Raw genomic sequence first — 25,768 nt, 5'->3', positions numbered from 1 at the left:
ATATGGGGAAAATAAACAAAGATGGAAAAATAATTTTAGTATTTCTTTTTCTAGCAGGTGTGATTAATTATCTAGATAGATCTGCTCTTTCAGTAGCAGCACCATTTATACAATCTGATTTACATTTGACTCCAGGTCAAATGGGAATAATTTTTAGTAGTTTTTCCATTGGGTATGCAGTGTTTAATTTCGTTGGGGGCATAGCTTCAGATAAATTCGGAGCCAAAATAACATTATTTGTTGCGATGATAGTTTGGTCATTATTTAGTGGAGCAATTGTCTTAGTAGTAGGTTTTGTGAGCTTATTTATAGTCAGAGTTCTTTTTGGTATGGGAGAAGGCCCATTAAGTGCCACTATCAACAAAATGGTGAATAATTGGTATCCACCTTCTAAAAGAGCTACTGCAGTTGGTTTAGCTAATAGTGGTACGCCATTAGGTGGCGCAATATCTGGACCAATAGTAGGATTTATAGCATTACATTTAGGATGGAGGGTATCTTTCGTAGCTATCATGATTATTGGTATTGTTTGGGCAATCTCTTGGTGGTTCTTTGCGAAAGAAAAACCTGATCGTATAGAAGAAACAACAATAGATAAAAAAGCAGAAATAGCTCCAGTTGTAACATTTAAATTAGGATTTTACTTAAAAAATCCGACTGTACTTTTCACGGCATTTGCATTTTTTGCTTATAACTATATTTTATTCTTCTTCTTAACTTGGTTTCCTAGTTATTTAGTAAACGCTAGAAATTTAAGTGTAGAAAATATGAGTTTAATTACAGTAATACCATGGTTACTTGGTTTCTTAGGTCTAGCTTTAAGTGGTATCGTATCAGATTTTGTTTATAAACACACAGTTCAAAAAGGTGTTTTATTCTCAAGAAAAGTTGTTCTTGTAGTTTGTTTATTTATCTCTGCAGTTTGTATAGGAATATCAGGTATTGTTACCACTACGGTTGGAGCAGTAACTTTAGTTGCGTTATCAGTACTATTCTTGTATTTAACTGGCGCAATATATTGGGCGATTGTACAGGATGTTGTAGATAGTAATAATGTAGGTTCAGTTGGTGGTTTCATGCATTTATTAGCTAACACAGCAGGTATTATTGGTCCTACTGTAACAGGTTATATTATTCAAACTACTGGAACTTATACAGCGGCATTTTTATTGGCAGGTGGGTTAGCAGTAGTAGCCTCAATTGCAGTTATTTTCTTTGTGAAACCAATAGCAAAGCCAGAAGAAGCATAAGCATATTTTAAAAAGGGGAATATTTAATGGATAATTTATTAGAAATAATTGAACCATTGAAAAATAAAAAAATACCAATTTCAAATGAAATAAAGATATACAAAAGTTCTTTGCACAACTATGAAGAAACAAATTTCATTATGGTTAAATATGATGGGATTAAATATATAATAGCTGTCGGAGAAGGCTCTCTATTTAATGATTTAACAGGTGAATTAATTAGAAATGACGCAAAATTATGTGACTTAAGTCATGAGAACAGATTAGTTTTAAATGATTATTTTGAGTTTACGAAACCTCAAGCTTTTGGTAGAAAACAAACAACGATAGGTCTGGGAGATAGATTAGGGGTAGCAACCCCAGGCCACGTCTTGGCAATGAATAAAACTGATGCAAAACCTATTTTTGCTCAACAAAGTATTAGAGAATTAGATTTAACAAACCGGTCAATGGAAGATGTTATAGATAAAGCAGCATTCGGAGCTATTCAAGAAGGATATGATGGCGGTTATGGAGCAGATGGAGATCATTTAAAGAAAGAAAAGGATATTGAACATGAATTAAAATTAGGAATTTCTATGCTTACTTTGGATTGTTCGGATTATATAAGAAACGATATAAACTTAGATGATGAATCCGATATTGAAAGTGCATATAATCGATTAGATGACGAGACTAGAAAATACTATGAAAATAAATATCTAGACAAAACTTTCAAAGTTAATAATGAGTCACTTGATTTTAGTAAACCAGACCTTATGAAAGTTGTTGTAGTTTATACTAAAGCACTAGAATATATGGTTCATGTTTATAAAACTTATATTAAAACTTTAGACAGAGATATCGATTTCGAAATCTCTATAGATGAAACGAAGACAATTACATCTCCATTTGATCATTTCTTTGTCGCACAAGAATTATATGACCAAGGTGTTGAGGTAACAAGTTTAGCTCCGAGATTTTGTGGAGAATTTCAAAAAGGTATTGATTATATGGGTGACATAAAACAATTTGAAAAAGATTTAAAAATTCATGCACTAATTGCTAATCACTTTCAATATAAATTAAGTATACATTCTGGTAGTGACAAATTTTCAGTATTTCCTTTAATAAATGAAAAAACTAAGGAGCTATTTCACCTTAAAACTGCAGGAACTAATTGGTTAGAAGCTATAAGATTAATATCAATATATAAACCAGAATTATATAAAGAACTACATGAATATTCTTTTGATTATTTCCCTGAAACTCAAAAGTATTATCACATTACCCCTGATATTGATAATATTACACCGATAAAAGATTTAGAAGAAGCAGAATATCGAACATACTTAGAAGATGATAATGCTCGACAAGTTTTACATGTTTCTTATGGATTATTATTAACTGCTAAAAATGAAAAACATGAATATTTATTCAAAAAAGATATATATAATGTTTTAGAAAAATATGAAGACGAATATTATCAATTATTAAATAAACATATCGGTCATCATCTAGAATTATTAAATATAATTTCTAAATAATAGAGAAAGAAAGTGAATATTATGAAGTCAATAATTTGTGAAGAACCAGGGAAAATGGTTATTAAAAATGAACAATTAAATGAAGACATTCCCGATGATCATGTTCTGATTAAAATAAAATATATAGGAATATGTGGTACTGATATTCATGCATACGGAGGGAATCAGCCATTCTTCGAATACCCTAGAATTTTAGGACATGAATTATCAGGAGAAGTGGTAAAAATAGGCGAATTAGTGAAAGATTTTCAACATGGAGATAAAGTCACAATTATTCCCTATGTATCTTGTGGATATTGTCTGTCATGTGTAAATGACAAACCTAATTGTTGTGAAAACATCGAAGTAATAGGGGTCCATAGAGATGGGGGGATGACTGGATATTTAGCTGTACCTCAGCAAAATGTTATAAAAATAAATGATTTACCTTTGAAAATGGGGGCTATGATTGAGCCATTGAGCATTGGTGCACATGGTGTCAGAAGAGCGAATATTCAGCAAGAAGAAACTGTATTAGTAGTTGGTGCTGGACCAATAGGTTTAGGTGTTGCAAGGTTTTCTAAGCTACAAGGCGCAAAAGTAATAGTTGTGGATTTGAGTGAAGAAAGGTTGGAATTTTGTCAGGAATGGTCTGAATGTGATGAAGTCATAAAATCAAATGAAAATATCATAGAGGATATTAAGACAATAAATGACGATGAATTACCAACAGTCGTATTTGATGCAACTGGTAACAAAAATTCAATGGAACAAGCATTCAATTATGTAAACCATGGCGGTAGAATTGTGTATGTAGGATTAGTTAAAGATAATATACAATTTGTAGATCCTGATTTCCATGCAAAAGAGATTACTTTAATGGCTAGTAGAAACGCTACTTTGGCAGATTTTGATTTTGTTATAAATCAAATAAGAGATGGAAAAATACAGGAAAGTTATTTCACAAAAGAACTAGGATTTGAAAATACTCTAGACTTCTTTGAACAAGGTGTTTTTAAAACAAACAAGACTGTTATAGAAATATAAAGTTGCTAGAAAGGTCACTACTTAATAAGTGAATATCAAACGATTTTAAATAGAAAACCTCACCTGTTGAAAAATCAATAGAGTGAGGTTTTGAATATGAATAGGCGGTTTATATTTTAGATATTCTTAGCTTTATTAAATATTTATTTCATTTTTAATAAATTCATAAACATTTTCAGAAAGTTGAATCCCATGTATTTTATTATTTTTTTCATTTATTTTTTCAATATCGCCTGGGACTAAAACTTCTTTAATACCATTAGATGGTTGTACTTGTTTTATTTCTTGAGTCATTTGTATCAATCTATTTGTAAAATCATCTATAGATACAAATTTTGAAGGGTCAATTAATATAAAGAAATGACCTAATTCTCTGTTTTTATTATAATCTCCATACATTTTTGTTATGTGTGGACCAAATGCAGATCCACTTAATAAAGAAGAAAAGATTTCGACAACCATAGCTAAACCGTAACCTTTAGGTCCACCAAATGGAGTTAAATATGCTACTTTATCAGGGTCATTTGTTGTATTTCCTTCAGAATCTACACCCCAACCATCCGGAATAGTTTTATTGTTATTCTGTGAGTTTAAAATTTTACCTAGAGCGACAGTACTAGTTGCGAAATCTAAAATGACATTATCATCTTTAGACATAGGAAAACCAAATGCTATAGGATTTGTACCAAAATAAGGCTCTTTTCCACCAAATGGTATTACACTACTATCAGTATGAGTCATAGCAATACCAATAAGTTTCTTGTTTGCAATTTTATCGACAAAATAAGATAAAGCACCACAGTGACTGCTGTTTTTAACAGCTACTGCAGAAATACCATTGTCTAAGCATAATTCGACACCTTTTTCTACTGCTTGATTAGATATATAATGACCAAATCCATTATCCCCGTCCATAATTCCAGTAGACTTTGATGTAGTTTCAAATTGGACTTTTGGATTAGTATTTATCCCTCCAGATGAAATTCTTTTAATATAATGTTCTAACCTAAGTACACCATGAGAATCTACTCCTCTTAAATTTGCATGTACTAAAACATCAGCAATAACTTTAGCATGTTCTTCTGGAACATCGTACTTTTGGAAAACTTTCATAGTATAATCAAATAAATCTTGATAATTGACTGTATACAAATGCTCATCCCCTTAAATTTACAGTTTATATCATAATATGGAACATTATATTATATTATGGTATGTTTAAATGTTAAAAGTTATTGTAAGCGTTGTCAATAGAAGGGATATGTTTTTATTTTGGTATATAACACACAAAGTATAATGATTTATTAAATACTATTATGTAAAAGGAATAGAATATAAATAAACCTTCTATAAGAAGATTAAATCAACTAATTAGAAGGTTTATTTTGTGAAAAACTTGTTTTAGAAGTTTTTTCAATCTATTTTTTATAATTTTTCAAGTAATATGCGCCTGCTAGGAGACCTACTGGTATACCTAAAAGTGGTGTGAAAATTGCGCTTAATACGAGTACACATACTATTAGCACTGCAGCATTGTACCAGTTAAGCTCAAGGTCTAGTAAATCATTGAAACTTTTCTTTAAAACATCTTTAATTTTCATGAAATCACTCCTATAAAACTCAATGTTTTAATATTTATAATCTATGTATATAATAACATAAAATGTAAAAGTTAAAGAGTAATTGTATATTTAAAATGTGTATAATAGCTATTTATAATTATAATATTTGTTATGTTATAATTTATATAATTGAAATAACTTAGTTACAAGGAATGGAGATAGTTTATGGCTGAACCTAAATATAAATTAATTGCTTTCCAATTAAAAGATAAAATTATAAATAATGAATATGAGTATGGTAAAACGATCCCTTCTGAGAAAAAGCTTCAAGAACAATACAATGTTAGTCGCTATACAATAAGACAAGCTATAGATTTATTAGTACAAGATGGTTATATCATAAAGAAAAAAGGTCTAGGCTCAATTGTTAGTGATAACTATTTGAAAAAAACAAATCATGATACTTCTACCAAAAAAATCGGTGTAATCGTTACATATCTTTCTGATTATATTTTCCCAAGTATAATTAGAGGAATCGAAAAAATATTAGGTGCTAATGGTTATTCTCTTATATTAGCGAGTACGAATAATACACATGCTGGTGAGCGACGTTGTCTTGAGATGATGATAGAACAAGGTGTTCAAGGTTTGATTGTTGAACCGACGAAGAGTAATGTGTTTAACCCTAATTTATCTTTTTATTCGTTATTAAAAAGTAAAGAAATACCTGTGCTAATGATTAATGCTTGCTATGAAGAGTTAAACATTCCTTATATAAGTATTGATGACACAAAATCTGGATTTCTTGCGACTTCTTATTTATTAGATGAAGGTCATGATGACATTGTTCTAATAACTAAAATAGATGATATGCAAGGTAAGTTTCGTATGAAAGGGTATATAGAAGCTTTTGAGGATAAAGGTGCGATATTTAAAGGTGAAAATATCTTTACTTATACAACTGAGACAAAAGATAAAGTTCTAGATTTAATCATAAAAGAGTTATTAAATCATGAAATCAATCCGAGTGCCTTTGTTTGTTATAACGATGATATTGCTTATTCATTTATAAAGCGTTTAAAAGAAAATGGAAAATGTGTACCTGATGATTACTCCGTAGTTGGGGAAGACAACTCTATTTTAAGTCAACTCGAAGATATATCACTTACAACTACTTCTCACCCTCAAGAAAACCTTGGAGTAGAAGCAGCACGATGGATGATAAAGGCTATAAATTCTGGTCAAATTGGAGAAACGACTATTATGGATACAGAAATTATAATAAGAAATAGTGTTAAAAAGAGAAATGCTTAAGTTTTGTACTTAAGTATTTTTTTTTGCGTTTATTACATATATGGACAAATAAAAATTATATTTGACATGTACGGTCAAGTGGTGGTATATTTCTTTTTGAAAACGATTGCAAGAGGGAGGCGGTATTTTGAATCAAGGTAAAATTCATACAGAAATATCGAACGGTGAGATATCTATCGGTATCGAATTGGGTTCAACTAGGATTAAGACAGTGGCCATCGATACTAACTTTGAAACGATAGGATCTGGATATTTTGAATGGGAAAATGAATTCAAAGATGGGTATTGGACTTATTCAATTAATGATGTCTGGATAGGTTTACAAAAAAGTTATAAATCAATGACAGATGACATTGAATCAAAATATAATGTGACGATTAAAAAAGTGAAATCTCTAGGGATAAGCGGAATGATGCATGGATATTTAGCGTTTGATAAAAACGATGACTTGCTTGTGCCGTTTAGAACTTGGAGAAATTCATATACTGAAGAAGCAGCAAATAAATTAAGAGATTATTTTCAGTTTAATATACCTGAACGTTGGAGTATAGCGCATTTATACCAAGCTATTTTAAATGAGGAACAACACGTCAAAGACATTCAATTTATAACAACTTTAGCTGGATACATTCACTGGTATTTAACAGAACAGAAAGTATTAGGTGTAGGCGATGCTTCAGGTATGTTTCCAATTGATCAAAATACTAAAAAATATGACCAAGAAAAATTGAATCAGTTTGATGAACTTATCAAAGATAAACAATTTGAATGGGATATTGAATCAGTCTTACCAAAAGTTCTAACAGCAGGTACAAATGCAGGTTGTTTAACAGAACAAGGCGCTAAGTTATTAGACCCTACAAATAATTTAGAACCAGGTGTGCCACTTTGCCCTCCTGAAGGTGACGCAGGTACTGGTATGGTCGCTACTAATAGTGTTGAAAAGAAAAAAGGCAATATATCGGCTGGTACGAGTGCATTTGCAATGCTTGTATTAGACCAACCTTTAAGCAAAGTACATCCAGAAATAGATATTGTGACAACACCATCTGGGGATTTAGTCGCAATGGTTCATACAAACAATTGTACTTCAGACATTAATGCTTGGGTGAATTTGTTTGAAGAGACTTTTGAAGTAATGGGTGTGGAAGTCGATAAAAACCAACTTTATGAACGACTATTTAATCATACGCAACATGCAGATGAGCAAAATGGGAACTTATTATCTTATGGATATATATCAGGTGAAAACATTACAAAAATAAACAAAGGCATACCTATTTTCTTGAGACCAACAGATAGCCAATTCAATTTAGCAAACTTTATGAAGACGCATATTATGTCAGCGTTTAGCACATTGAAAATCGGCGTAGATATTCTTAAAGAAGAAGAGAAAGTACTTATCGATTCATTTGTTGTTCATGGAGGCATTTTTAAGACAGAAGAAATTGCACAACGTATATTAGGCGCAGCTTTAAATAGTTCAGTTGAAGTGTTAAAGACGGCTAATGACGGTGGCGCATGGGGGATGGCTATACTTGCAAGATATATGGTCAACAACGATAGCCTATTACCATTAAATCAATATTTAGAAGAGAACATATTCGGACAACAAGAAGGTAGTGTTATTCAACCATCTGAAAAAGATGTAGAAGAATATGAACAATTTATAACTGAATATAAAAAAGGTTTAGAAATAGAAAGAAAAGCATCTCAATTTATTCGTTAGGAGTGTAAACATGTTAGAAAAATTAAAAAAAGAAGTGTTTGAAGCAAACCTCGAATTACCAAGAAGAGAACTCATTAAATATACATGGGGTAATGTCAGTGCAATCGACAGAGAAAGTAATTTATTCGTCATTAAACCAAGTGGCGTCGATTACGATGTAATGACTGCAGATGACATGGTCGTTTGTAATTTAGATGGCGAAGTAATCGAAGGTGAATTAAATCCCTCTTCAGACATGCCTACACACGCGGTGTTATATAAATCATTCAAAGATATTGGCAGCATAGTTCATACACATTCTACTTGGGCAACGATTTGGTCACAAGCCGGATTAGATGTACCTGTTTATGGAACGACACATGCTGATACATTCTTTGGACCAGTTCCATGTGCAAGGCATTTAACAGAAGAAGAGATTAATAAAAATTATGAACATGAAACAGGAAACGTCATTGTTGAAACTTTTGAAGAAAGAAATATAAATCCAAATGAAGTTCCAGGAGTACTCTTACATGGTCACGCACCATTTGTTTGGGCAGAAAATGCAGAGAAAGCTGTAATGAATGCGGTAGTACTAGAAGAAGTATGTAAGATGAATTTATTTACACTTCAATTAAATCAAGAAAGCGAACACTTACCAAATAGAATCTTGAATAAACATTATGAAAGAAAACATGGAGAAAATTCATATTACGGACAATAATCTAAAGGAGGAAAATAAAAATGAGTAATCAAAAAGAATTTTGGTTTTTTGTAGGATCACAAGAGTTATATGGGGACGAAGCATTAAATCAAGTGAAAGCCAATGCTCAAACAATTGTAGACACTTTAAATAAAGAAGGAAGCTTACCTTATCCAATTAAATTAAAAGAAGAGTTAGCAATATCACAAGATGTAATTACATCAGTTATGAAAGAAGCTAACTACAAAGATGAAGTACAAGGTGTTATCACATGGATGCATACATTCTCTCCAGCAAAAATGTGGATTAGAGGTACACGAATTTTACAAAAACCGCTTCTACACTTTGTTACTCAATTTAATAATCATATTCCATGGGACACAATTGATATGGATTACATGAACTTACACCAATCAGCACATGGTGATAGAGAATATGGTTACATAAATGAAAGATTAAAGAAAAATAATGAAGTAATCGTTGGTCATTGGCAAGAAGCTGAAGTACAAGAACAAATTAGTCGTTGGATGAATGTAGCATATGCATACAACGAAAGCTTCAATATCAAAGTTGCGAGATTCGGAGACAATATGAGAAATGTTGCTGTGACAGAAGGCGATAAGATAGAAGCTCAAATTCAATTAGGTTGGACAGTAGATTATTTCGGAATTGGTGACTTAACATCAATTGTTAATGAAGTTTCTGAACAAGAAGTAAATAACTTATTCGATGAATATAAAACGTTATACGACTTTGATTATGGTGACTATGAAGTGAGCGACTGGGAAAGTTCAGTTAAAGAACAAATCAAATATGAAATTGCCATTAAACGATTTTTAGATACAGGTGGTTATACAGCATTTACTACTAACTTTGAAGATTTATATGGCATGGAACAATTACCAGGCTTAGCAGTTCAAAGATTGAATGAACAGGGATATGGCTTTGCTGGAGAAGGAGATTGGAAAACTGCAGCTTTAGATAGGTTATTAAAAGTGATGTCTCACAATACGCAAACAGGTTTCATGGAAGATTACACATATGAAATGAGATCAGGGCGTGAAGCAATACTTGGTTCACATATGTTAGAAGTAGATCCTACTTTAGCAAAAACAAAACCAAAAATTGTCGTAAACCCACTTGGTATTGGAGGCAAAAATGACCCAGCTAGATTAGTATTTGACGGAGAAGCTGGAGAGGGCGTAATTGTATCTATTTCAGATATGGGAACTCATTTTAGAATGTTAATCAATGAAGTAGAAGCTTTTGTTCCAGAAGAAGCGGCTCCTCATTTACCAGTTGCACGTGTGATTTGGAAAGTAAAACCAGGTTTTCATGAAGGTATAAAAGAATGGATCACTCAAGGTGGCGGTCACCATACAGTCATATCTTTAAGCTTAACAAAAGAACAAATCGTAACTTTAGCAACATTGTTTAACCTGGAATATAAGTTAATTAACTAGGCAAATTCGATAATTTAATTCAAATCTCAATAACAAAGGGGAATGAAAATGGGAGATAAAAAGCCAAAGACAGGTTTAATATATGCATTTGGTGCTTTCGGAGGATTTTTATTTGGATATGATATCGGTATTATAAACGGAGCTTTACCAGGAATTAAAGAAACATGGGAAATCAGTCCATTACTAGAAGGAACAATTACTTCAATACTATTTTTAGGTGCAATGATTGGTGCAGTTTCAATGGCGCCATTAGCTGATAAATGGGGCAGAAAAATGATGATTCTAATTACAGCAATTATCTTCGCTGTTGGATCATTAGCTTGTGGTTTTTCAGGGAATCCAGAAATATTAATTGTTTCTAGATTTATACTAGGTATTTCAGTTGGTTCGGCTTCGGCTCTCGTACCAATGTACATGGGAGAAATATCTCCACCAGTCATTAGAGGTAAAATATCTGGTTTGAACCAATTGATGATAACAATCGGTATGCTTATATCTTATGGTGTGAACTATGCATTTATAGGTGTCTTTGAAGGTTGGAGATGGATGCTAGGAGGCGCAGTTGTACCAGCAATTGTACTCTTCATAGGCGCATTTATTTTACCAGAATCACCTAGATACCTAATTAAAAAAGGACTTACAGATTTAGCATTAAGTAATTTGAAGAAAATTAGAACAGAACGTGAAGCAGAAAGAGAATATAGAGAAATATTACAAATTAATGAAACAATCAGTAAAGAACAGAAGAAATTCAAACTTACAAAAGCTGTTACATTTTCAGTGTTTGTCGGTTGTTGTGTAACATTTTTACAACAAATACAAGGTGCAAATACAATTTTCTACTACTCATCACAAATACTTGGGGATGTGTTTGGATCAACAATCAGTGGTGTAATTTCAACAGTGGGTGTCGGTGTTGTCTTCGTGCTAGCAACAATTGTGACATTGATATTTGTAGATAAGTTTAATAGAAAAACATTATTTATGTCCGGATCAATAGGAATGGGACTATGCTTATTATTAGTAGGTATTATTTATCCATATACAAATGACGGACATATGTGGGCAATATCACTCGTATTTATTTTTATATGCGTATATGTCATATTTTATGCATATTCTTGGGCAGCAGTTACTTGGATTGTAGTAGGAGAACTGTTCCCAAGTGAAGCAAGAGGGATGGCGACAGGAATAGCGTCAATGGTTAACTGGTTAGGAAATATCGTAGTCGCATTATTCTTCCCTGTACTTATGCAAAGCATTGGATTAAGTAATATATTCTTTATGTTTGCGGGTATATGTGTGATAGGTTTCTTATTCTCTAAATATGTATTATATGAAACAAAAGGAAAAACACTAGAAGAAATCGAATTATACTTAGATGACCGTATGAATGAACCAGCGGAATCAAATGCATAAAATAGATAATGAATAAAATGAGAGCTCTCTTCAACGTAGACACTGAAAAGTGGAAACAATGAAGAGAGTTTTTTGATGGTGGAAGATTTGGGAGCGGATGTTGCAAGACGAGTGCCACGTGCAATATAAAGGGTTAGGATGTTGCAAGACAAGTACCACGTGCAATATAGAGTGTTAGAATGTTGCAAGACGGGCTCCACGTGCAACATTGTGATATCGTAAATCATTTCAAAGCCCTTTTATTATGTGCTTTGTCTTTTAGAAACAACAATATTAAAAATTAGCCATATTAATTGTAGTAAAAATGGGAAAATGAATGCTAGAAATAATATACCAATATTAACCCATTTTAATTCTATAGTTTGAGTGACACCTCCAGCATCTTGATCTCTAAACCATAAAAATAATGAAATAGCAGTGAAAGAAGCCAGTTCAAAAATACTAACAATCCACCATAAAACCCAAGATAGTTTCATAACTGTCACCTCAATATACTCTATTTATAAAATAAGGATACATATCGAATGATACTATTTTAAAAATAGCAAATAAAGTCAAGATTTAATGAATTTAAATAGCTAATATAATATCTAGAGGAGGTGATTACTTTGAAATATGATACTATCATTCAAAAAACAATTAATTGGATTGAAAATAACTTACACGAAGATATTTCTTCTACTGATATATCAAGCGTTGCAGGATTTTCAAAATATCATTTTCATAGAGTGTTTTTGTCATTTACCGGTATGTCTTTTGCTAATTATATCAGAATACGAAGACTCACAAATGCTGCTAATTTATTAATTAATACTGAAGAGAAGATAATAGACATAGCATTTTATTATCAATTTGAATCACAAGAATCTTTTACGAGAGCTTTTAGAAAATATTATGGTTTACCACCTGGACGATACAGAAAGTTGATGACTAATGTAAATAGAAAAAAGGAGGATTTTATAATGAATAATGAAATTAAAGGTTGGTTTATTAGTGGCAGTGATCCTTTTGATTATGAAATGGGAATAGATCATACAAATGTATATCAAGGTAAAGCATCAGGTTTTTTAAAATCAAAAAATGGTAGAAAGCCAAATGGTTTTGCCACAATGATGCAACAGTTTAGTGCCAAATCATATAAAAATAACCGAATGAAATTATCAGCTTTTATTAAAACTGATAATGTTCAAGAAACTGTTGGGTTGTGGATGAGAATAGATAATAAGTCAGAAGACATATTACAATTTGACAATATGAGTGATCGCCCAATTGTTGGTACAAATAATTGGAATATATATTCGATTGTTCTTGATGTACCAGATAGTAGTGAAATAATATCTTTTGGATTATTATTACAAGGATCAGGTAAGGCTTGGATTGATGGTATACGTTTTACGAGTGTAGATAAAAATACTCCTTCAACTAACATGAATTTGGACCGTGTACTTTTAGATAAACCAATTAATTTAACATTTGAAGATTGAAAATACTTTAATTTACGGTGCTGTTTTATTTGTAGTTTTAGGAATTATTATTCAATCATTTAACATATTCTTTGATTAGAATGTACATTCACATTCTATCCTCTATATTTGTTTACTTAATTCTTTTCAAGGGAATTATTTAATAAAAAGGGAGGTCATTTTGTGAATAAGTTATTTATTAATGGTCAGTTTGTTGAAAGTAAATCTACTGAAGATTTAGATGTTATTAACCCTGCGACTGAAGAGGTTATCGATACAGTGACTTTAGCGAATGAAGATGATGCTGAGAAGGCTATTAAAGGTTCTAATGCTGCTCAGTTGGAATGGGAAAAGGTTAATATTATTAAACGTGCAAAAATAGTTGAGGCATTGGCTGAAAAACTTGAGAAAAACAAAGATGAACTTGCTAAAATTTATGTAGAAGAGCAAGGTAAAATATATAGTTCTGCTATTGGAGAAATTGATAAGTCTATTGAATATATTAAATATATGTGTAGCTTAGCTAGAAAGAATAACGGTGAGGTTCTTCAAAGTGAGGTTGAAAATGAAACTGTTATTCTTACTAAAAAACCTGTAGGGACAACTGTCGGTATTATTCCATGGAACGCACCAATATTTGTATTAATGAGAAAGCTTATTCCGGCTCTTGTTACAGGTTGTTCTATTGTTGTAAAACCAAGTGAAGAAACACCTTTCGGAACTTTCAAAATAGCTGAATATATCCAAGAAACAGATATACCAGATGGCCTTGTTCAAATTTTAACGGGTACTGGCTCAGATGTCGGCAATTATCTATCTCAAAGTAAAAATGTAGATTTTATTTCTATTACGGGCAGTATCGGTGCTGGAAAATCTGTTATGGAGAATGCAGCTAGTAATGTTAAAGGTGTAAACTTAGAACTTGGTGGTAAAGCACCAGCGATTGTAACGAAAAATGCAGATTTAGAAAAAGCTGCTGAATACATTGTACAAGCAAGAATTAATAATAGTGGTCAAGTATGTACATGTCCTGAGCGTATATATGTTGAAAAAGACGTATTCAATGACTTTTTAGAAATCGTTAAGCGTAAAATGAAAGACGTTCGCCCTGGAGATCCTAATGATAAAGAAACAACGATGGGATCGATGATTAACCAAAAACAATTATCAGCAGTAGATGACAAGGTACAAACTGCCATTAAGGAAGGTGCGAAAGTAGAATTAGGTGGTAATATAATAGATCGTAAAGGATTCTTCTATGAACCAACAGTGTTAACGAATTTATCTAAAGATTCTGTAGCGATGAAAGAAGAAATCTTTGGACCAGTATTACCGATTGTTAGTTATGACGCTTTCGACGAAGCCATAGATGAAGCGAACAATACTGAATATGGTCTTTCTTCTTATATATTTACTGAAAACCTAAAAGAAGCAATGTTAGCAAGTGAAAGATTAAAATTCGGAGAAGTATATGTTAATTGTGAAGCAGAAGAAGCAATTGTAGGTTATCATGCAGGATGGCGTCAATCAGGATTAGGTGGCGCAGATGGTATTAACGGATTTGAAGAATATTTAAATACGACAGTAACTTATATACGTTATGAATAAAATGAGTTAGGTATGAGAACTTTTTTAAAAAATTCAGGCTGAGACATTTATTAATGTCTCAGCCTAATTTATTTGTAACGCTAAATAATTAGATTTTGGAACTCTTTCTCTTAACTAAAGCGAGGATTGATAATATTAATATACTACCAATAATAACCCAGCCAAAGGATAAATAGATAACCATAATTCCAGGAATATCTTCTTTAAAAGAGATGAGGTTAGGGTATTTTGGGTTCGTTCCATTTGAAGCTATATACCTTGTAACGCCTAAGTAAACAAGGTGAAATAGTATGTTAACCCAAAGTGAGCCACTACAGTATTTGTATAACTGTAATGCAATACCAAATGTAAATATAAGAATAACGTAAGATATATTTATATCTAGAGATTTATTTAGGACGAAGCTCGTCACTGTTGTTGAGAACGTTGCTATACAAACAAATAATATTGGTTGAAGAAATATTGTAACGATAAAACGGAATTTTTTACTTAACTCGTTTAATACTAAACCACGTATAAAAACCTCTTCAGGAAATGCTTCATATAAAAAAGCAGTAACAATATTTAATAATATAGCTGAGATAACTCCAGAAGATAAATTGAACTGAATGTCTCTAATTAATCCAAGCTGATAAGCAGATAATAACCCTAAAACAACTAATATAAAAGGCGTTAAAATAGCTACTAATGTATATTTAGTAACTTTAAATTGAGTTAATGATAAAGATTTTAATATAACTTTATTTTTTCTTGAAATAATGAATAATGTTATTAATGTTGCTAATGAAAAGACAACACCTTGTACTATTACAGTCATATTCCAAGATAATAAATTTTGTTCATGAAAGAAATTACCGATAATACTTGAAAGAGAAAGTAATAATGAAGCTAATAACGCATACCATATAAGGCTAAGAAGACTAAAGTTTTTAGACATGAAAATTTTCTCCCTTATGAATATATTGATTTTGCATTGAGTAATTAAATTATTTTTTCTTTATTAAGAAGTATAACTTAAACCAGATTTGTTTTATATGTTGTGTTAAAATTTATAGTAAGTAAACGTTATCATATAAAGAATAGGGGTAAGGTAATGGCTTTTAATATTGAAACTTTAGATAAAGATAAAAATATTGATTTAATAACAATTTATGATGATTATTCAGAAATAAAATTCACGAACTTTGGTATGAGAATAGTCGATTGGAAAGTTAATGGTAGATTTATTGTTTTAGGGCCGGATGCACAAGATGACTTAATTCAATATTATGAAGAAAATCCATATTTTTTTGGTGCTACTATAGGTAGATACGGTGGCAGAATTGATGGTGGAAAGTTTGAGTTAAACGATCAAATGTATGAATTAGAACAAAATGACTCTGAGCATAATTTACACGGTGGTTCTAACGGATTACATACTCAAATTTGTGATTATGAAATTATAAATGATGATGAAGCGGTCACTATCATATATAATGCTGAACTGTTATCAAAAAATGATCATTTCCCAGGTGATATTCAAATTAAAGTCTTCCATCGTTACGATTTATCAAAAATGGAGTGGACGATTAATTACGAAGCTACTAGTACAGAGGATACATTATTTAATCCAATGAATCATGTATACTTTAATTTAAATAAAATTGAACAAAGAATTGATAATCACGAAATTAAAAATGAAAATCTTCAAATGTACACATTGAATGACAAACAAATTGTTAAAAATGAAGAAACAGTAAATCTTAATGAAACGATTGATAAAAAATATTTATCTTTTAAAGATATATTCGAAAGTGGTTTGAATCAAATAGAGAAATATAATGGAATAGACCATCCAATCAAAATAAATGAGGATACATTCACAGTAACAAATGGAGAAATGGAAGTTAGTATGACGACAGATAATGACGTCGTTGTTCTATTTACATTAAACGAAGTAGACTGGAATGACAGTAAAAATAGTATAGTCGAACACGGAGGCTTTACATTAGAAGCCCAATCCATTCCTGATGACATCCATTTATATGGTGAAAAAGCACCATCTATATTAAGAAAAGGAAAAACGTATAAAAGCGAGACAAGTTATAAGGTGAATGTAATCTAGTAAATTTAAATAACATACCAACATAAAAAAACTGACCTCATACTCAAATTGAGGTCAGTTTTTTTATGTTCTAATTATGCTCTAACATCTTTTACAATTTTACCGTCTATAGCTACGACTTTAATCTTGTTTGGATCTCTCAATACTGCGATATCCTCTAATGGGTTTTGTTCTAGTAAAATAAAGTCGGCTTTTTTACCTTCTTCGATTGTACCGAGTTCATCATCGTATCCTAAACATTCTGCAGCAACTTTAGTGGATGATACGATTGCTTCCATTTCAGTCATACCGTGCTCAACCATAAGCTCTAACTCTCTAAGGTTTGTACCGTGTTTGAATACACCTGCATCTGTGCCCATCGCGATTTTAACACCTGCTTGATGTGCTTTTTTGAAACTGTCGATATGATCTTGCATAACTTGTTTTGATTTATTGATTGAGTTTTCACTCATACCTAATTCAGTTGCGAATTCAATAACTGAAAGTGGAGCGAGTAGTGTTGGAACAAGATACATATCTTTTTCTTTCATGAGTTTAACAGCTTCATCGTCTAAATAAATACCATGTTCAATTGAATGGATACCCGCTTCAATACATTGTTTAACGCCTTCTAAACCTTGAGCGTGCGCCATTACTTTACGATTATTTCTAAATTGTGCTTCTTCTACAATAACTTTTAATTCTTCTAATGAAAATTGTGTGTAGTCTGGATGATCGGTAGCACTTGTTACGCCACCTGTTGCATGTACTTTAAGCACATCTGCTCCAGCTCTTAACATTTCACGAGCTTTTTTACGTACTTCCTGTACACCGTCACAAATTCCATTTGGCATACCTGGATATCCATCTTGTAAAATTGGTAGTTGGATGCCAGATTTAGTATAGCTATCACCATGACCTCCTGTAATAGTTAATGCGTTCACACTAATTTGTAAGCGAGGTCCTAACACTAACCCGTCATTGACAGCTTCTTTTACGCCTAAATCCGCACCTAATGCATCTCGAACTGTTGTTACACCAGCATCAACTGTGCGTTTTAAATGATCCATTGCTTTATAGAAATTATATGAAAATGGAGTAGATAAACGGTTTTCAAGTGGTTCCATTTCTAGCATCACATGTACGTGGCTATCTATCATACCAGGCAATAAATATTGTCCTTTACCATCTAACGTATCTTCACCACTTAAATTTTGACCAATTTTAGTGATTACACCATTTTCGACTTTGATATCAACATTTTGTTGAACTTCATTCCCTGTACCATCAATTAAATTTATATTTTTTACAATCATGTTTTTTCCTCCTATGTTGTTAAATAAAGTTCATAAGAATAGATGTCAGAATAACAGAAGCTACTGTTACCGTCGTGAATCCGCCGATAATCATTGGACTCAGTAACTCGTTAAATACATCTTCACGTTCATCCTTATCGTCTGTAACTGAGCGACTTACTTCTTCACATAAAATAAAATCTCCCGGGAAACCATAAAGTGCTGTTAAAGCAACAGGTAACGCTTTAGTCGGTCTCCAACCGATTAATTTCGCTCCAACATAACCCCCGATTAAAATTCCGATTGTACCGATGATAAGAATAGAAAGGATAGCAGGTAGGTACGCCCAAAGATCTTGAGGTTTGATACCACCCATTGAACCGATAACAATTAAAATAATTGTAACCATCATAATAGTGAACGATTGGTTATGTTGCATTTCTTTTTCTTCGAACAAGCCAATTTTTAAACCTATTACCCCGAATAGTAGGCTAAGAAGTGTATAGTGGATACCTGTAACACTACCAATAATGAAAGCAAGACTTGCTAAGAAGAACATAATAAATAATCTAATGACGTTATTTTGTAACAAAGGATTTTTGTTAAAAATATTTTCTTTTTTAGTTTTATCTTTATCAGAAATTGTTGCGACATTTTTATCATGTTCACGATTCTTAAGATAATAACGTGAATAACGTTTCATTAATATAGCACTTAGAGGCATACCAATTACGCCTTGTAATGCCTGAACAATTGCAGGTAATACAATTAAATTAGCTAAACCTAAGTCTTGTAACTTTTCAACTGTAATAAGTAGAGCTACAATACCGCCTGCAATAGGTCCTACACCAGAAGCTGCAGTACGAAAATCGAACATTAACGATACAAAAACAAGAATTAATGTTGTAGAACCGATAATACCGAATACAGAAATAACAACAGCTTTCCATTGTGATTTTAGAATGTGTAACGGCATCATTGTCCCCATATGCATAATAACTGGTCCAATAACAAGCGCACCAAGCGAAGGTAATATGGCGTTATCTAAAATTTTCTCAGGTAATACTCCGGCCCATGTTAATAACAAATAACTGACCATTGCTGTTAATAACATTGGAACACGCGCTTTAGTTAAATAAGAGATGATTTCTCCTAAAACAATTAGTGCAAATAAAATAGTTGCTGAAATTAGTGGTTCGCTCACCATAACCTTCACTTCCTTTTCTTTATAATGAAATCGATTTTAGCACATAAGAATACATTAGTTAATAGTATATTCTAAATATTTAGAATATATAGATAAATATTACACTTATAATTTGATTTCATATTTATAAAGAATAGAAATAGTAATATTATGAATGAGAATAGAGCGAGTGAGGATGCTTAGTTAGAAAAATTTGTAGATGAAGATGCCCTTATTGTCAATTCTTCGCAAACGTGTCAACCAAACCTTTTATACATACAAAAACAGGCGAACCCATATAACATGAAGGGCTCACCTGTTTATTCTATAAACTATTAATGTTTAGCAGTTTTTCTGTTTTTATTAATGTAATATACGCTTACTAATAAGATAATCCATAATGGTGAATACATCAAAGCTGTTCTTGTATCTTCTGCTAAGAATAAAACGACGAGTACAAATGCGAAGAAGATTAATGACAAGTATGATCCGATAACACCAAATGGGTTCTTGAATTTTGATTTTTTGTGTAATGCTGCATCTTCTCTTCTATATTTTATATAACAAATTAAAATTACTGACCAAATAAAGATGAAGAATATTGTTGCAAGTGTTGTGACGAGTGTAAATACATCGTCTGGAATAAAGTAATTTAATATTGCAGCGAAGAATAATACTACGCCTGAGAAAATCAGAGCAGGATATGGTACACCGCGTTTGTTTGTTTTGCTTAAGCCTTCTGGTGCATGTCCTGTTTGACCAAGTCCATAAACCATGCGGCTATTACTAAATAATCCGCTGTTTGCAGCACTTGCTGCTGATGTTAATACAACAAAGTTTACAATACCTGCAGCTGCTGGTATACCTGCTAATACGAATAAATTAACGAACGGGCTTTCTGTTGCAGAAACTTTATTCCAAGGTGTAATACTCATAATAATGAGCAAACTTAATACGTAGAAAATTAATATACGGATACCTATTGAATTCACAGCTTTAGGTAAATTCTTTTCAGGATCTTTCGTTTCTCTAGCTGTTACACCTACAAGTTCAATACCTACAAAGCTGAACACCGCCATTTGAAAGGCGAGTAAGAATCCCATCGGACCATTCGGGAAGAAACCACCGTGTGTGTATAAGTTATGGAACCCAGATTGAATACCAGTAGTTGATTTGAAACCAGTAAATATTAACCAGAATCCAATCACTATTAATAACACAATAGCGATTACTTTAATTAATGCGAACCAAAATTCGATTTCGCCAAATAATTTAACTGTTAATAAGTTTAAACCTAATAAGATGACTACAGTTGCGATAGCAGAAACGTAAGAGGGTATACTTGGATACCAAAATTGTATGTATTTTGCTACTGCGGTAATATCTGCAATACCTGTTGCTACCCAACAGAACCAATAAGTCCAACCAGTTAAAAATCCAAATAAATGTCCTATATAATGTTCGGCTATATCTGTGAACGAATTATATTCACTGTTAGATAATAGTAACTCTCCTAATGCTCTCATCATTACAAATAGGAAAAATCCTATAATAATATATACTAATAAAATTGATGGACCGGCTAATGAAATACTTTTACCAGCTCCAAGAAACAGGCCAGTACCAATTGCGCCACCAATTGCAATCAACTGAATATGTCGACTGGACATACTCCGTTGTAACTCATGATTATCCATTTATTTCAGCTCTCCTTAATCTTAAAAAACACATGTGAAAATTTGTATAACAAATTTCAATATAAAAAGCATTATACTACGAAATTTAGAAAAAAACAGAAGAAATTATATTTATACATTGTTTACAATATTTTTAAGGATTAGAACCATGTCAATGTAAGCGTTTAATATAGTAATTTTTAATCAATTGTGATAGACAACGTATAAATAACATTAAATGTACATAAATATTACTAGGATAATCATGAAAATATCTATTTTAATATTGAAAAATCAGAGACATAAACCCAATATTTAAAATAGCTTACTTCTACATAGATACTATACAAAAATGAAATACAGTCCGATAAAATAAAAATATCGAACCGCAAACGCGAAATACAGTCCGATAAAATAAAAATATCGAACCGCAAACGCGAAATACGGTCGATAAAATAAAAATATCGAACCGCAAACGCAAAATACAGTCCGATAAAATAAAAATATCGAACCGCAAACGCGAAATACAGGTCGATAAAATAAAAATATCGAACCGCAAACGCAAAATACAGTCCGATAAAATAAATTATCGAACCGCAAACGCAAAATACGGTCCGATAAAATAAAAATATCGAACCGCAAATAAAAAAGCTGAGGCATAAAATGTATGCCTCAGCTTAACCAGTATATTATTTTCTGTCCCAATATCTTGCGCGATCAAATGCTTTTACGATTGTTTCTGGTTCGTCAGATACAAATACACCAGGAGCATCAATTTTTAATTTTGCATTTCCTAATCCTTGGGATGCTGCTTTGTTTACAATCAATGGTTTATTGTGTTTGTAAGTGAGCTCAACGAATTCTTCTACTTGAGGCTTAATGTCACTGCCGTCTGATAATACGATTGTACTATCGAATAATGTTGAATGTGCAGTGTCAAATGTCTCAGTAATACCAAAGTTTTCGCTTAAGTTCTCAGGATATTGACCTACAAATGCATAGTTTAAGTCGTTTTCAGCAAATGTTTTCGCGTAAGATTTTAATGTGTCTACATCGATATTTCCATTTACTAATACTGCAACTGAATGTGCTGCAATTGGAATATCATATTTTTCCATTGTTAATTGGCTATCTTTCGCATCAGATTGAACTTCTTCATTTTCTTCAGGAACTTCAACGCCAACGTTTTTCGCAACTCGTTCTGCTAATGTGCGATCGACTTTATTTAATTGGTTTACAGCGTTTTGTTTAACCATTATAGAATTACACATACCAATTTCGAATGAGAAACCATCAACAGTATGGTCATATTCTGCTTGGCTTAAACTGTTTAAATAAAGTTTTGCTTGGCTATAATAATCTTTAAAGCTTTCGCTTCGTTTTCGTATTTTATGACCTTCAACTTTTTCTTGATAGTGTTCATAACCGCCTTCTTCTTTCGGAGTAGGATGTGGGTCGTTATTGTTTAATGCATTTTTATGATAAGCAACTTGTCCAGAGTTGATATTCATTTGATGCATTGCATCTCTTTGGTTGTTATGAACTTCATTTACAGGTCTATTAATTGGTATTTGATTAAAGTTTGGTCCACCTAATCTTGAAATTTGCGTATCTGTGTATGAGAATAAACGACCTTGTAATAATGGGTCATTTGAAAAGTCGATACCTGGAATAATATGACCTGGATGGAATGCTGCTTGTTCTGTTTCATCGAATACGTTTGAAACGTTACTATTAAGCGTCATTTTACCTACAACTTCAATTGGTACTTGGTCTTCTGGCCAAATTTTTGTAGGGTCTAAAATATCAAAGTCAAAGTCGAATTCTTGCTCTGGTTTAATAACTTGTAGCGCTAATTCCCATTCAGGATAGTCACCTTTTTCAATAGATTCATAAAGATCTTTACGGTGGAAGTCTACGTCTTTACCGTGAAGGATTTGTGCTTCGTCCCAAACTAATGATTCTAATCCGTGTAATGGTTTCCAATGGAATTTCACGAAGTAAGATTGTCCTTCACTGTTAACAAGGCGGAACGTGTGTATACCAAAACCTTCGATTTGTCTAAAGTTTTTAGGAATACCACGGTCACTCATAGCCCAAACTGTAGTATGCGTACTTTCTGGATTTTGCGCAAAGAAGTCCCAAAATGTGTCATGTGCAGTACCACCTTGTGGCATCTCATTATGAGGTTCAGGTTTAACTGCATGAATTAAGTCAGGGAATTTTATAGCATCTTGAATAAAGAATACAGGAATATCGTTACCTACTAAATCGAAAATACCTTCATCAGTATAGAATTTTGTCGCAAATCCGCGCACGTCTCTTACAGTGTCTGGTGAACCTTTAGAACCTTGAACTGTTGAAAATCTTACAAATACGGGTGTCGTTTTCTCAGGATGAGTTAGAAAGTCGGCTGAAGTATATTGTGACAAGTCTTTATAAACTTGGAATTCACCGTGGGCACCGAAACCCCTAGCATGTACAATACGTTCTGGAATACGTTCATGGTCAAAGTGCATGATTTTTTCTCTAAAATGAAAGTCCTCTAGTAAACTAGGACCACGTTCACCAACTGTTAACGTGTTTTCATCTTCACTCACTTTAACGCCATTATTTGTCGTCATTGCCTTACCGTCATTGCTTTTAGTTACTTCATCAATTTGTTCTTTCTTTTTGTTACTCAACTCTAAGCCCCCCCCTAAATATATGATATTAATGTTATTCCCGTTAAAAATTTTAAGAAACATTTATATAGGAAGAATAAGGAATTTTCAAAATATAACGACGCTTCCTCTATTAGTGGAAAATAGTTGTATCGATATGAAAGCGTATACAATATACAATTGAATTACAAATCAAAGGGGGAAGAAAAAATGAAAAATATTTTATTAGCATGTTCAGCAGGAATGTCTACAAGTCTTTTAGTAACTAAGATGGAAGAAGCGGCTGAAAAGCAAGATATAAATGTAAATATAAAAGCGATGTCTAGTGACAATGCTTTCCACTCACTTGAAGATTATGATGTGTTATTAATAGGTCCACAAATGAGATTTATGAGAAAGAAATTTTTAAAAGCAGCTGAAGACAAAGGTCTTAATTTACCAATTGAAGCAATTGATTCCGTTAGTTATGGAAGAATAGATGGTGAAGGCGTATTAAAACAAGCTTTATCATTACTGGAAGAGTAGGTGATAAATATGCAAAATACATTTATGGAGAAATTGGAAGATGTCTTATTGCCAATAGCAGACAAATTAAACAACAATAAATACTTAGCATCATTAAGAGATGGCTTTATGGTAGCACTGCCATTGATTATATTCGGGTCTATATTTATTGTAATAGCAAACTTTCCATTTTTAGATAAAATACTTTCAGAAAGCCAGTTTACAGCTTGGCAAAATGCTATAAGTCCAGCTTCGGACGCGACGCTCTCGATTATGGGATTATTCGTGATTATAGGAATAGGTTATAAATTAACCCAGCGGAATGAGTTAGAAGGTATTTATGGAGCAGTAACAGCTTTAAGTGCTGTTTTAATACTAACACCACAAGTTGTAGGTAAAACAGAAGGAGTTATACCTACAGAAATACTAGGAGCTAAAGGTATGTTCCTAGGTATAATTGTTTCGATTATTAGTGCCGAACTGTATAGTTACTTCACTAAAAAAGATATAACAATAAAAATGCCGAACGGTGTGCCGGATCAAGTAGCGAAATCGTTTAGTGCATTATTACCTGTTGCCTTTACTTTAACGATATTCGTAGTACTTAAAATTGTAGTAGCTTTAACACCGTTCGAAACGTTACAAAATTTAATTTATACAATAGTGCAAGAACCATTAACTGCTTTAGGAAGAGGGTTACCAGCAACAATTGTAGCAGTACTATTCATTCAAGTATTCTGGTTCTTCGGTTTACATGGACAAATTATTGTAAATACAGTTTTCGATCCAATTTGGTATTCATTAAATAATGAGAACCTTGCAGCATTTAAACAAGGTGTAGAACTACCGAACATCATTACTAAACAGTTTATTGATACATTTTTAGTAGGCATGGGAGGTACTGGTGGAACTTTAGCAGTCGTACTTGGTATTTATCTACTTTGTAGAAGTAAACAAAATAAAGAAATAGCTAAATTAGGTACGCCAGCTTCTATATTTAACGTAAATGAACCGATTTTATTTGGTTTACCTATCATTATGAACCCTTTAGTTATTTTACCTTGGATTTTATCACCAGTTATCATAACGATTGTAAGTTATACATCAATGTACTTAGGACTAGTACCGAAACCATCCGGTGTAATCGTACCATGGACTACACCAATATTTATTAGTGGTTATTTAGCTACAGGTAACTCGTGGCAAGGTGCGATGTTACAGCTAGTGAATTTAGTCATAACATTTGTTATCTGGTGGCCATTCTTAAAATTATTAGATAAAAACTATTTAAGACAAGAAAAAGAAAATTAAAATATGGA

The 25,768-nt window shown here is 32.2% G+C and carries 21 protein-coding genes; 13 read left to right on the top strand and 8 right to left on the bottom strand.

The window, feature by feature from the left end; translation table 11 throughout:
* The first annotated feature begins 2 nt into the window (after nucleotides 1-2).
* The 3 genes from LQ682_RS06670 to LQ682_RS06660 are packed head-to-tail and all read left to right on the top strand — an operon-like array spanning nucleotide 3 to nucleotide 3,802.
* The gene (locus LQ682_RS06670; RefSeq protein ID WP_103268705.1) at nucleotides 3-1,250 is read left to right on the top strand and encodes an MFS transporter; all 1,248 of its coding nucleotides are present in this window, start codon (nucleotides 3-5) and stop codon (nucleotides 1,248-1,250) included.
* Between the two features lie 26 nt (nucleotides 1,251-1,276).
* Nucleotides 1,277-2,776, top strand: a complete 1,500-nt coding sequence (locus tag LQ682_RS06665; RefSeq protein ID WP_218729808.1) for a tagaturonate epimerase family protein — start codon at nucleotides 1,277-1,279, stop codon at nucleotides 2,774-2,776.
* Between the two features lie 21 nt (nucleotides 2,777-2,797).
* Nucleotides 2,798-3,802, top strand: a complete 1,005-nt coding sequence (locus LQ682_RS06660) for a zinc-binding alcohol dehydrogenase family protein (protein WP_239724049.1) — start codon at nucleotides 2,798-2,800, stop codon at nucleotides 3,800-3,802.
* Between the two features lie 135 nt (nucleotides 3,803-3,937).
* Here LQ682_RS06660 and allD read toward each other — a convergent pair whose 3' ends face one another.
* Together allD and LQ682_RS06650 are read right to left on the bottom strand one after the other, a co-directional pair.
* Nucleotides 3,938-4,954 carry an ureidoglycolate dehydrogenase gene (gene allD, locus LQ682_RS06655; protein ID WP_016999326.1) on the bottom strand — a complete coding sequence of 339 codons (1,017 nt, stop codon included), beginning with the start codon at nucleotides 4,952-4,954 and terminating at the stop codon, nucleotides 3,938-3,940.
* A gap of 266 nt (nucleotides 4,955-5,220) precedes the next feature.
* A complete protein-coding gene (locus LQ682_RS06650; RefSeq protein WP_103268709.1) occupies nucleotides 5,221-5,403 on the bottom strand; it encodes a VraH family peptide resistance protein in 183 nt (60 codons plus the stop codon).
* Between the two features lie 186 nt (nucleotides 5,404-5,589).
* On the opposite strand from LQ682_RS06650, the gene LQ682_RS06645 reads away from it, so the two are divergent.
* The 5 genes from LQ682_RS06645 to LQ682_RS06625 all read left to right on the top strand — a co-directional run bounded on the left by LQ682_RS06645 (nucleotide 5,590) and on the right by LQ682_RS06625 (nucleotide 11,971).
* Nucleotides 5,590-6,678: a GntR family transcriptional regulator gene (locus LQ682_RS06645; protein WP_064204208.1), complete on the top strand. Its 1,089-nt coding sequence runs from the start codon at nucleotides 5,590-5,592 to the stop codon at nucleotides 6,676-6,678.
* A gap of 127 nt (nucleotides 6,679-6,805) precedes the next feature.
* The gene (locus tag LQ682_RS06640) at nucleotides 6,806-8,407 is read left to right on the top strand and encodes a xylulokinase (RefSeq protein ID WP_218729809.1); all 1,602 of its coding nucleotides are present in this window, start codon (nucleotides 6,806-6,808) and stop codon (nucleotides 8,405-8,407) included.
* A gap of 10 nt (nucleotides 8,408-8,417) precedes the next feature.
* Complete coding sequence (locus LQ682_RS06635) at nucleotides 8,418-9,110, top strand: L-ribulose-5-phosphate 4-epimerase (protein ID WP_016999330.1); 693 nt, start codon at nucleotides 8,418-8,420, stop codon at nucleotides 9,108-9,110.
* A 20-nt stretch (nucleotides 9,111-9,130) separates the two neighbouring features.
* Nucleotides 9,131-10,552, top strand: a complete 1,422-nt coding sequence (gene araA, locus LQ682_RS06630; protein ID WP_256933713.1) for an L-arabinose isomerase — start codon at nucleotides 9,131-9,133, stop codon at nucleotides 10,550-10,552.
* 48 nt (nucleotides 10,553-10,600) lie between these two features.
* Nucleotides 10,601-11,971, top strand: a complete 1,371-nt coding sequence (locus tag LQ682_RS06625; RefSeq protein ID WP_239724047.1) for a sugar porter family MFS transporter — start codon at nucleotides 10,601-10,603, stop codon at nucleotides 11,969-11,971.
* Between the two features lie 242 nt (nucleotides 11,972-12,213).
* On the opposite strand, the gene LQ682_RS06620 is transcribed toward LQ682_RS06625, so the two are convergent.
* Nucleotides 12,214-12,447 carry a DUF3923 family protein gene (locus LQ682_RS06620; RefSeq protein WP_064211238.1) on the bottom strand — a complete coding sequence of 78 codons (234 nt, stop codon included), beginning with the start codon at nucleotides 12,445-12,447 and terminating at the stop codon, nucleotides 12,214-12,216.
* 132 nt (nucleotides 12,448-12,579) lie between these two features.
* Between LQ682_RS06620 and LQ682_RS06615 the strand changes: the two genes are divergently transcribed.
* A complete protein-coding gene (locus tag LQ682_RS06615; protein WP_103268712.1) occupies nucleotides 12,580-13,455 on the top strand; it encodes a helix-turn-helix transcriptional regulator in 876 nt (291 codons plus the stop codon).
* 162 nt (nucleotides 13,456-13,617) lie between these two features.
* Nucleotides 13,618-15,042, top strand: coding sequence for an aldehyde dehydrogenase (gene aldA, locus LQ682_RS06610; protein WP_103268713.1), 1,425 nt, complete (start codon nucleotides 13,618-13,620; stop codon nucleotides 15,040-15,042).
* A gap of 88 nt (nucleotides 15,043-15,130) precedes the next feature.
* Here the strand turns inward: aldA and LQ682_RS06605 are convergent, their stop codons facing one another.
* Nucleotides 15,131-15,979 carry a CPBP family intramembrane glutamic endopeptidase gene (locus LQ682_RS06605; protein ID WP_239724045.1) on the bottom strand — a complete coding sequence of 283 codons (849 nt, stop codon included), beginning with the start codon at nucleotides 15,977-15,979 and terminating at the stop codon, nucleotides 15,131-15,133.
* 156 nt (nucleotides 15,980-16,135) lie between these two features.
* On the opposite strand from LQ682_RS06605, the gene LQ682_RS06600 reads away from it, so the two are divergent.
* Nucleotides 16,136-17,146, top strand: coding sequence for an aldose epimerase family protein (locus LQ682_RS06600; RefSeq protein WP_239724043.1), 1,011 nt, complete (start codon nucleotides 16,136-16,138; stop codon nucleotides 17,144-17,146).
* Between the two features lie 74 nt (nucleotides 17,147-17,220).
* Here LQ682_RS06600 and LQ682_RS06595 read toward each other — a convergent pair whose 3' ends face one another.
* The 4 genes from LQ682_RS06595 to LQ682_RS06580 form a co-directional block, all read right to left on the bottom strand.
* Nucleotides 17,221-18,441: a metal-dependent hydrolase family protein gene (locus tag LQ682_RS06595; protein WP_016999338.1), complete on the bottom strand. Its 1,221-nt coding sequence runs from the start codon at nucleotides 18,439-18,441 to the stop codon at nucleotides 17,221-17,223.
* Nucleotides 18,442-18,460: 19 nt separating this feature from the next.
* Entirely contained in the window at nucleotides 18,461-19,627 is a 1,167-nt protein-coding gene (locus LQ682_RS06590; protein WP_239705302.1) for a hypothetical protein, read from the bottom strand.
* Nucleotides 19,628-19,941: 314 nt separating this feature from the next.
* Nucleotides 19,942-21,303, bottom strand: coding sequence for an amino acid permease (locus LQ682_RS06585; RefSeq protein ID WP_103268717.1), 1,362 nt, complete (start codon nucleotides 21,301-21,303; stop codon nucleotides 19,942-19,944).
* Between the two features lie 668 nt (nucleotides 21,304-21,971).
* A complete protein-coding gene (locus LQ682_RS06580) occupies nucleotides 21,972-23,966 on the bottom strand; it encodes a catalase (protein ID WP_239724041.1) in 1,995 nt (664 codons plus the stop codon).
* A 189-nt stretch (nucleotides 23,967-24,155) separates the two neighbouring features.
* Here LQ682_RS06580 and LQ682_RS06575 point away from each other — a divergent pair, with 189 nt between their 5' ends.
* Nucleotides 24,156-24,470: a PTS sugar transporter subunit IIB gene (locus tag LQ682_RS06575; protein WP_016999342.1), complete on the top strand. Its 315-nt coding sequence runs from the start codon at nucleotides 24,156-24,158 to the stop codon at nucleotides 24,468-24,470.
* Nucleotides 24,471-24,479: 9 nt separating this feature from the next.
* A complete protein-coding gene (gene celB, locus LQ682_RS06570; RefSeq protein ID WP_064211230.1) occupies nucleotides 24,480-25,760 on the top strand; it encodes a PTS cellobiose transporter subunit IIC in 1,281 nt (426 codons plus the stop codon).
* The last annotated feature ends 8 nt before the right edge of the window (nucleotides 25,761-25,768 follow it).

This window comes from Mammaliicoccus sp. A-M4 (genome assembly GCF_022386955.1).
Lineage (GTDB): Bacteria > Bacillota > Bacilli > Staphylococcales > Staphylococcaceae > Mammaliicoccus > Mammaliicoccus lentus.
The sequence above is the reverse complement of the archived record's forward strand: the minus strand, read 5'-3'. Positions and strand labels throughout refer to the sequence as shown.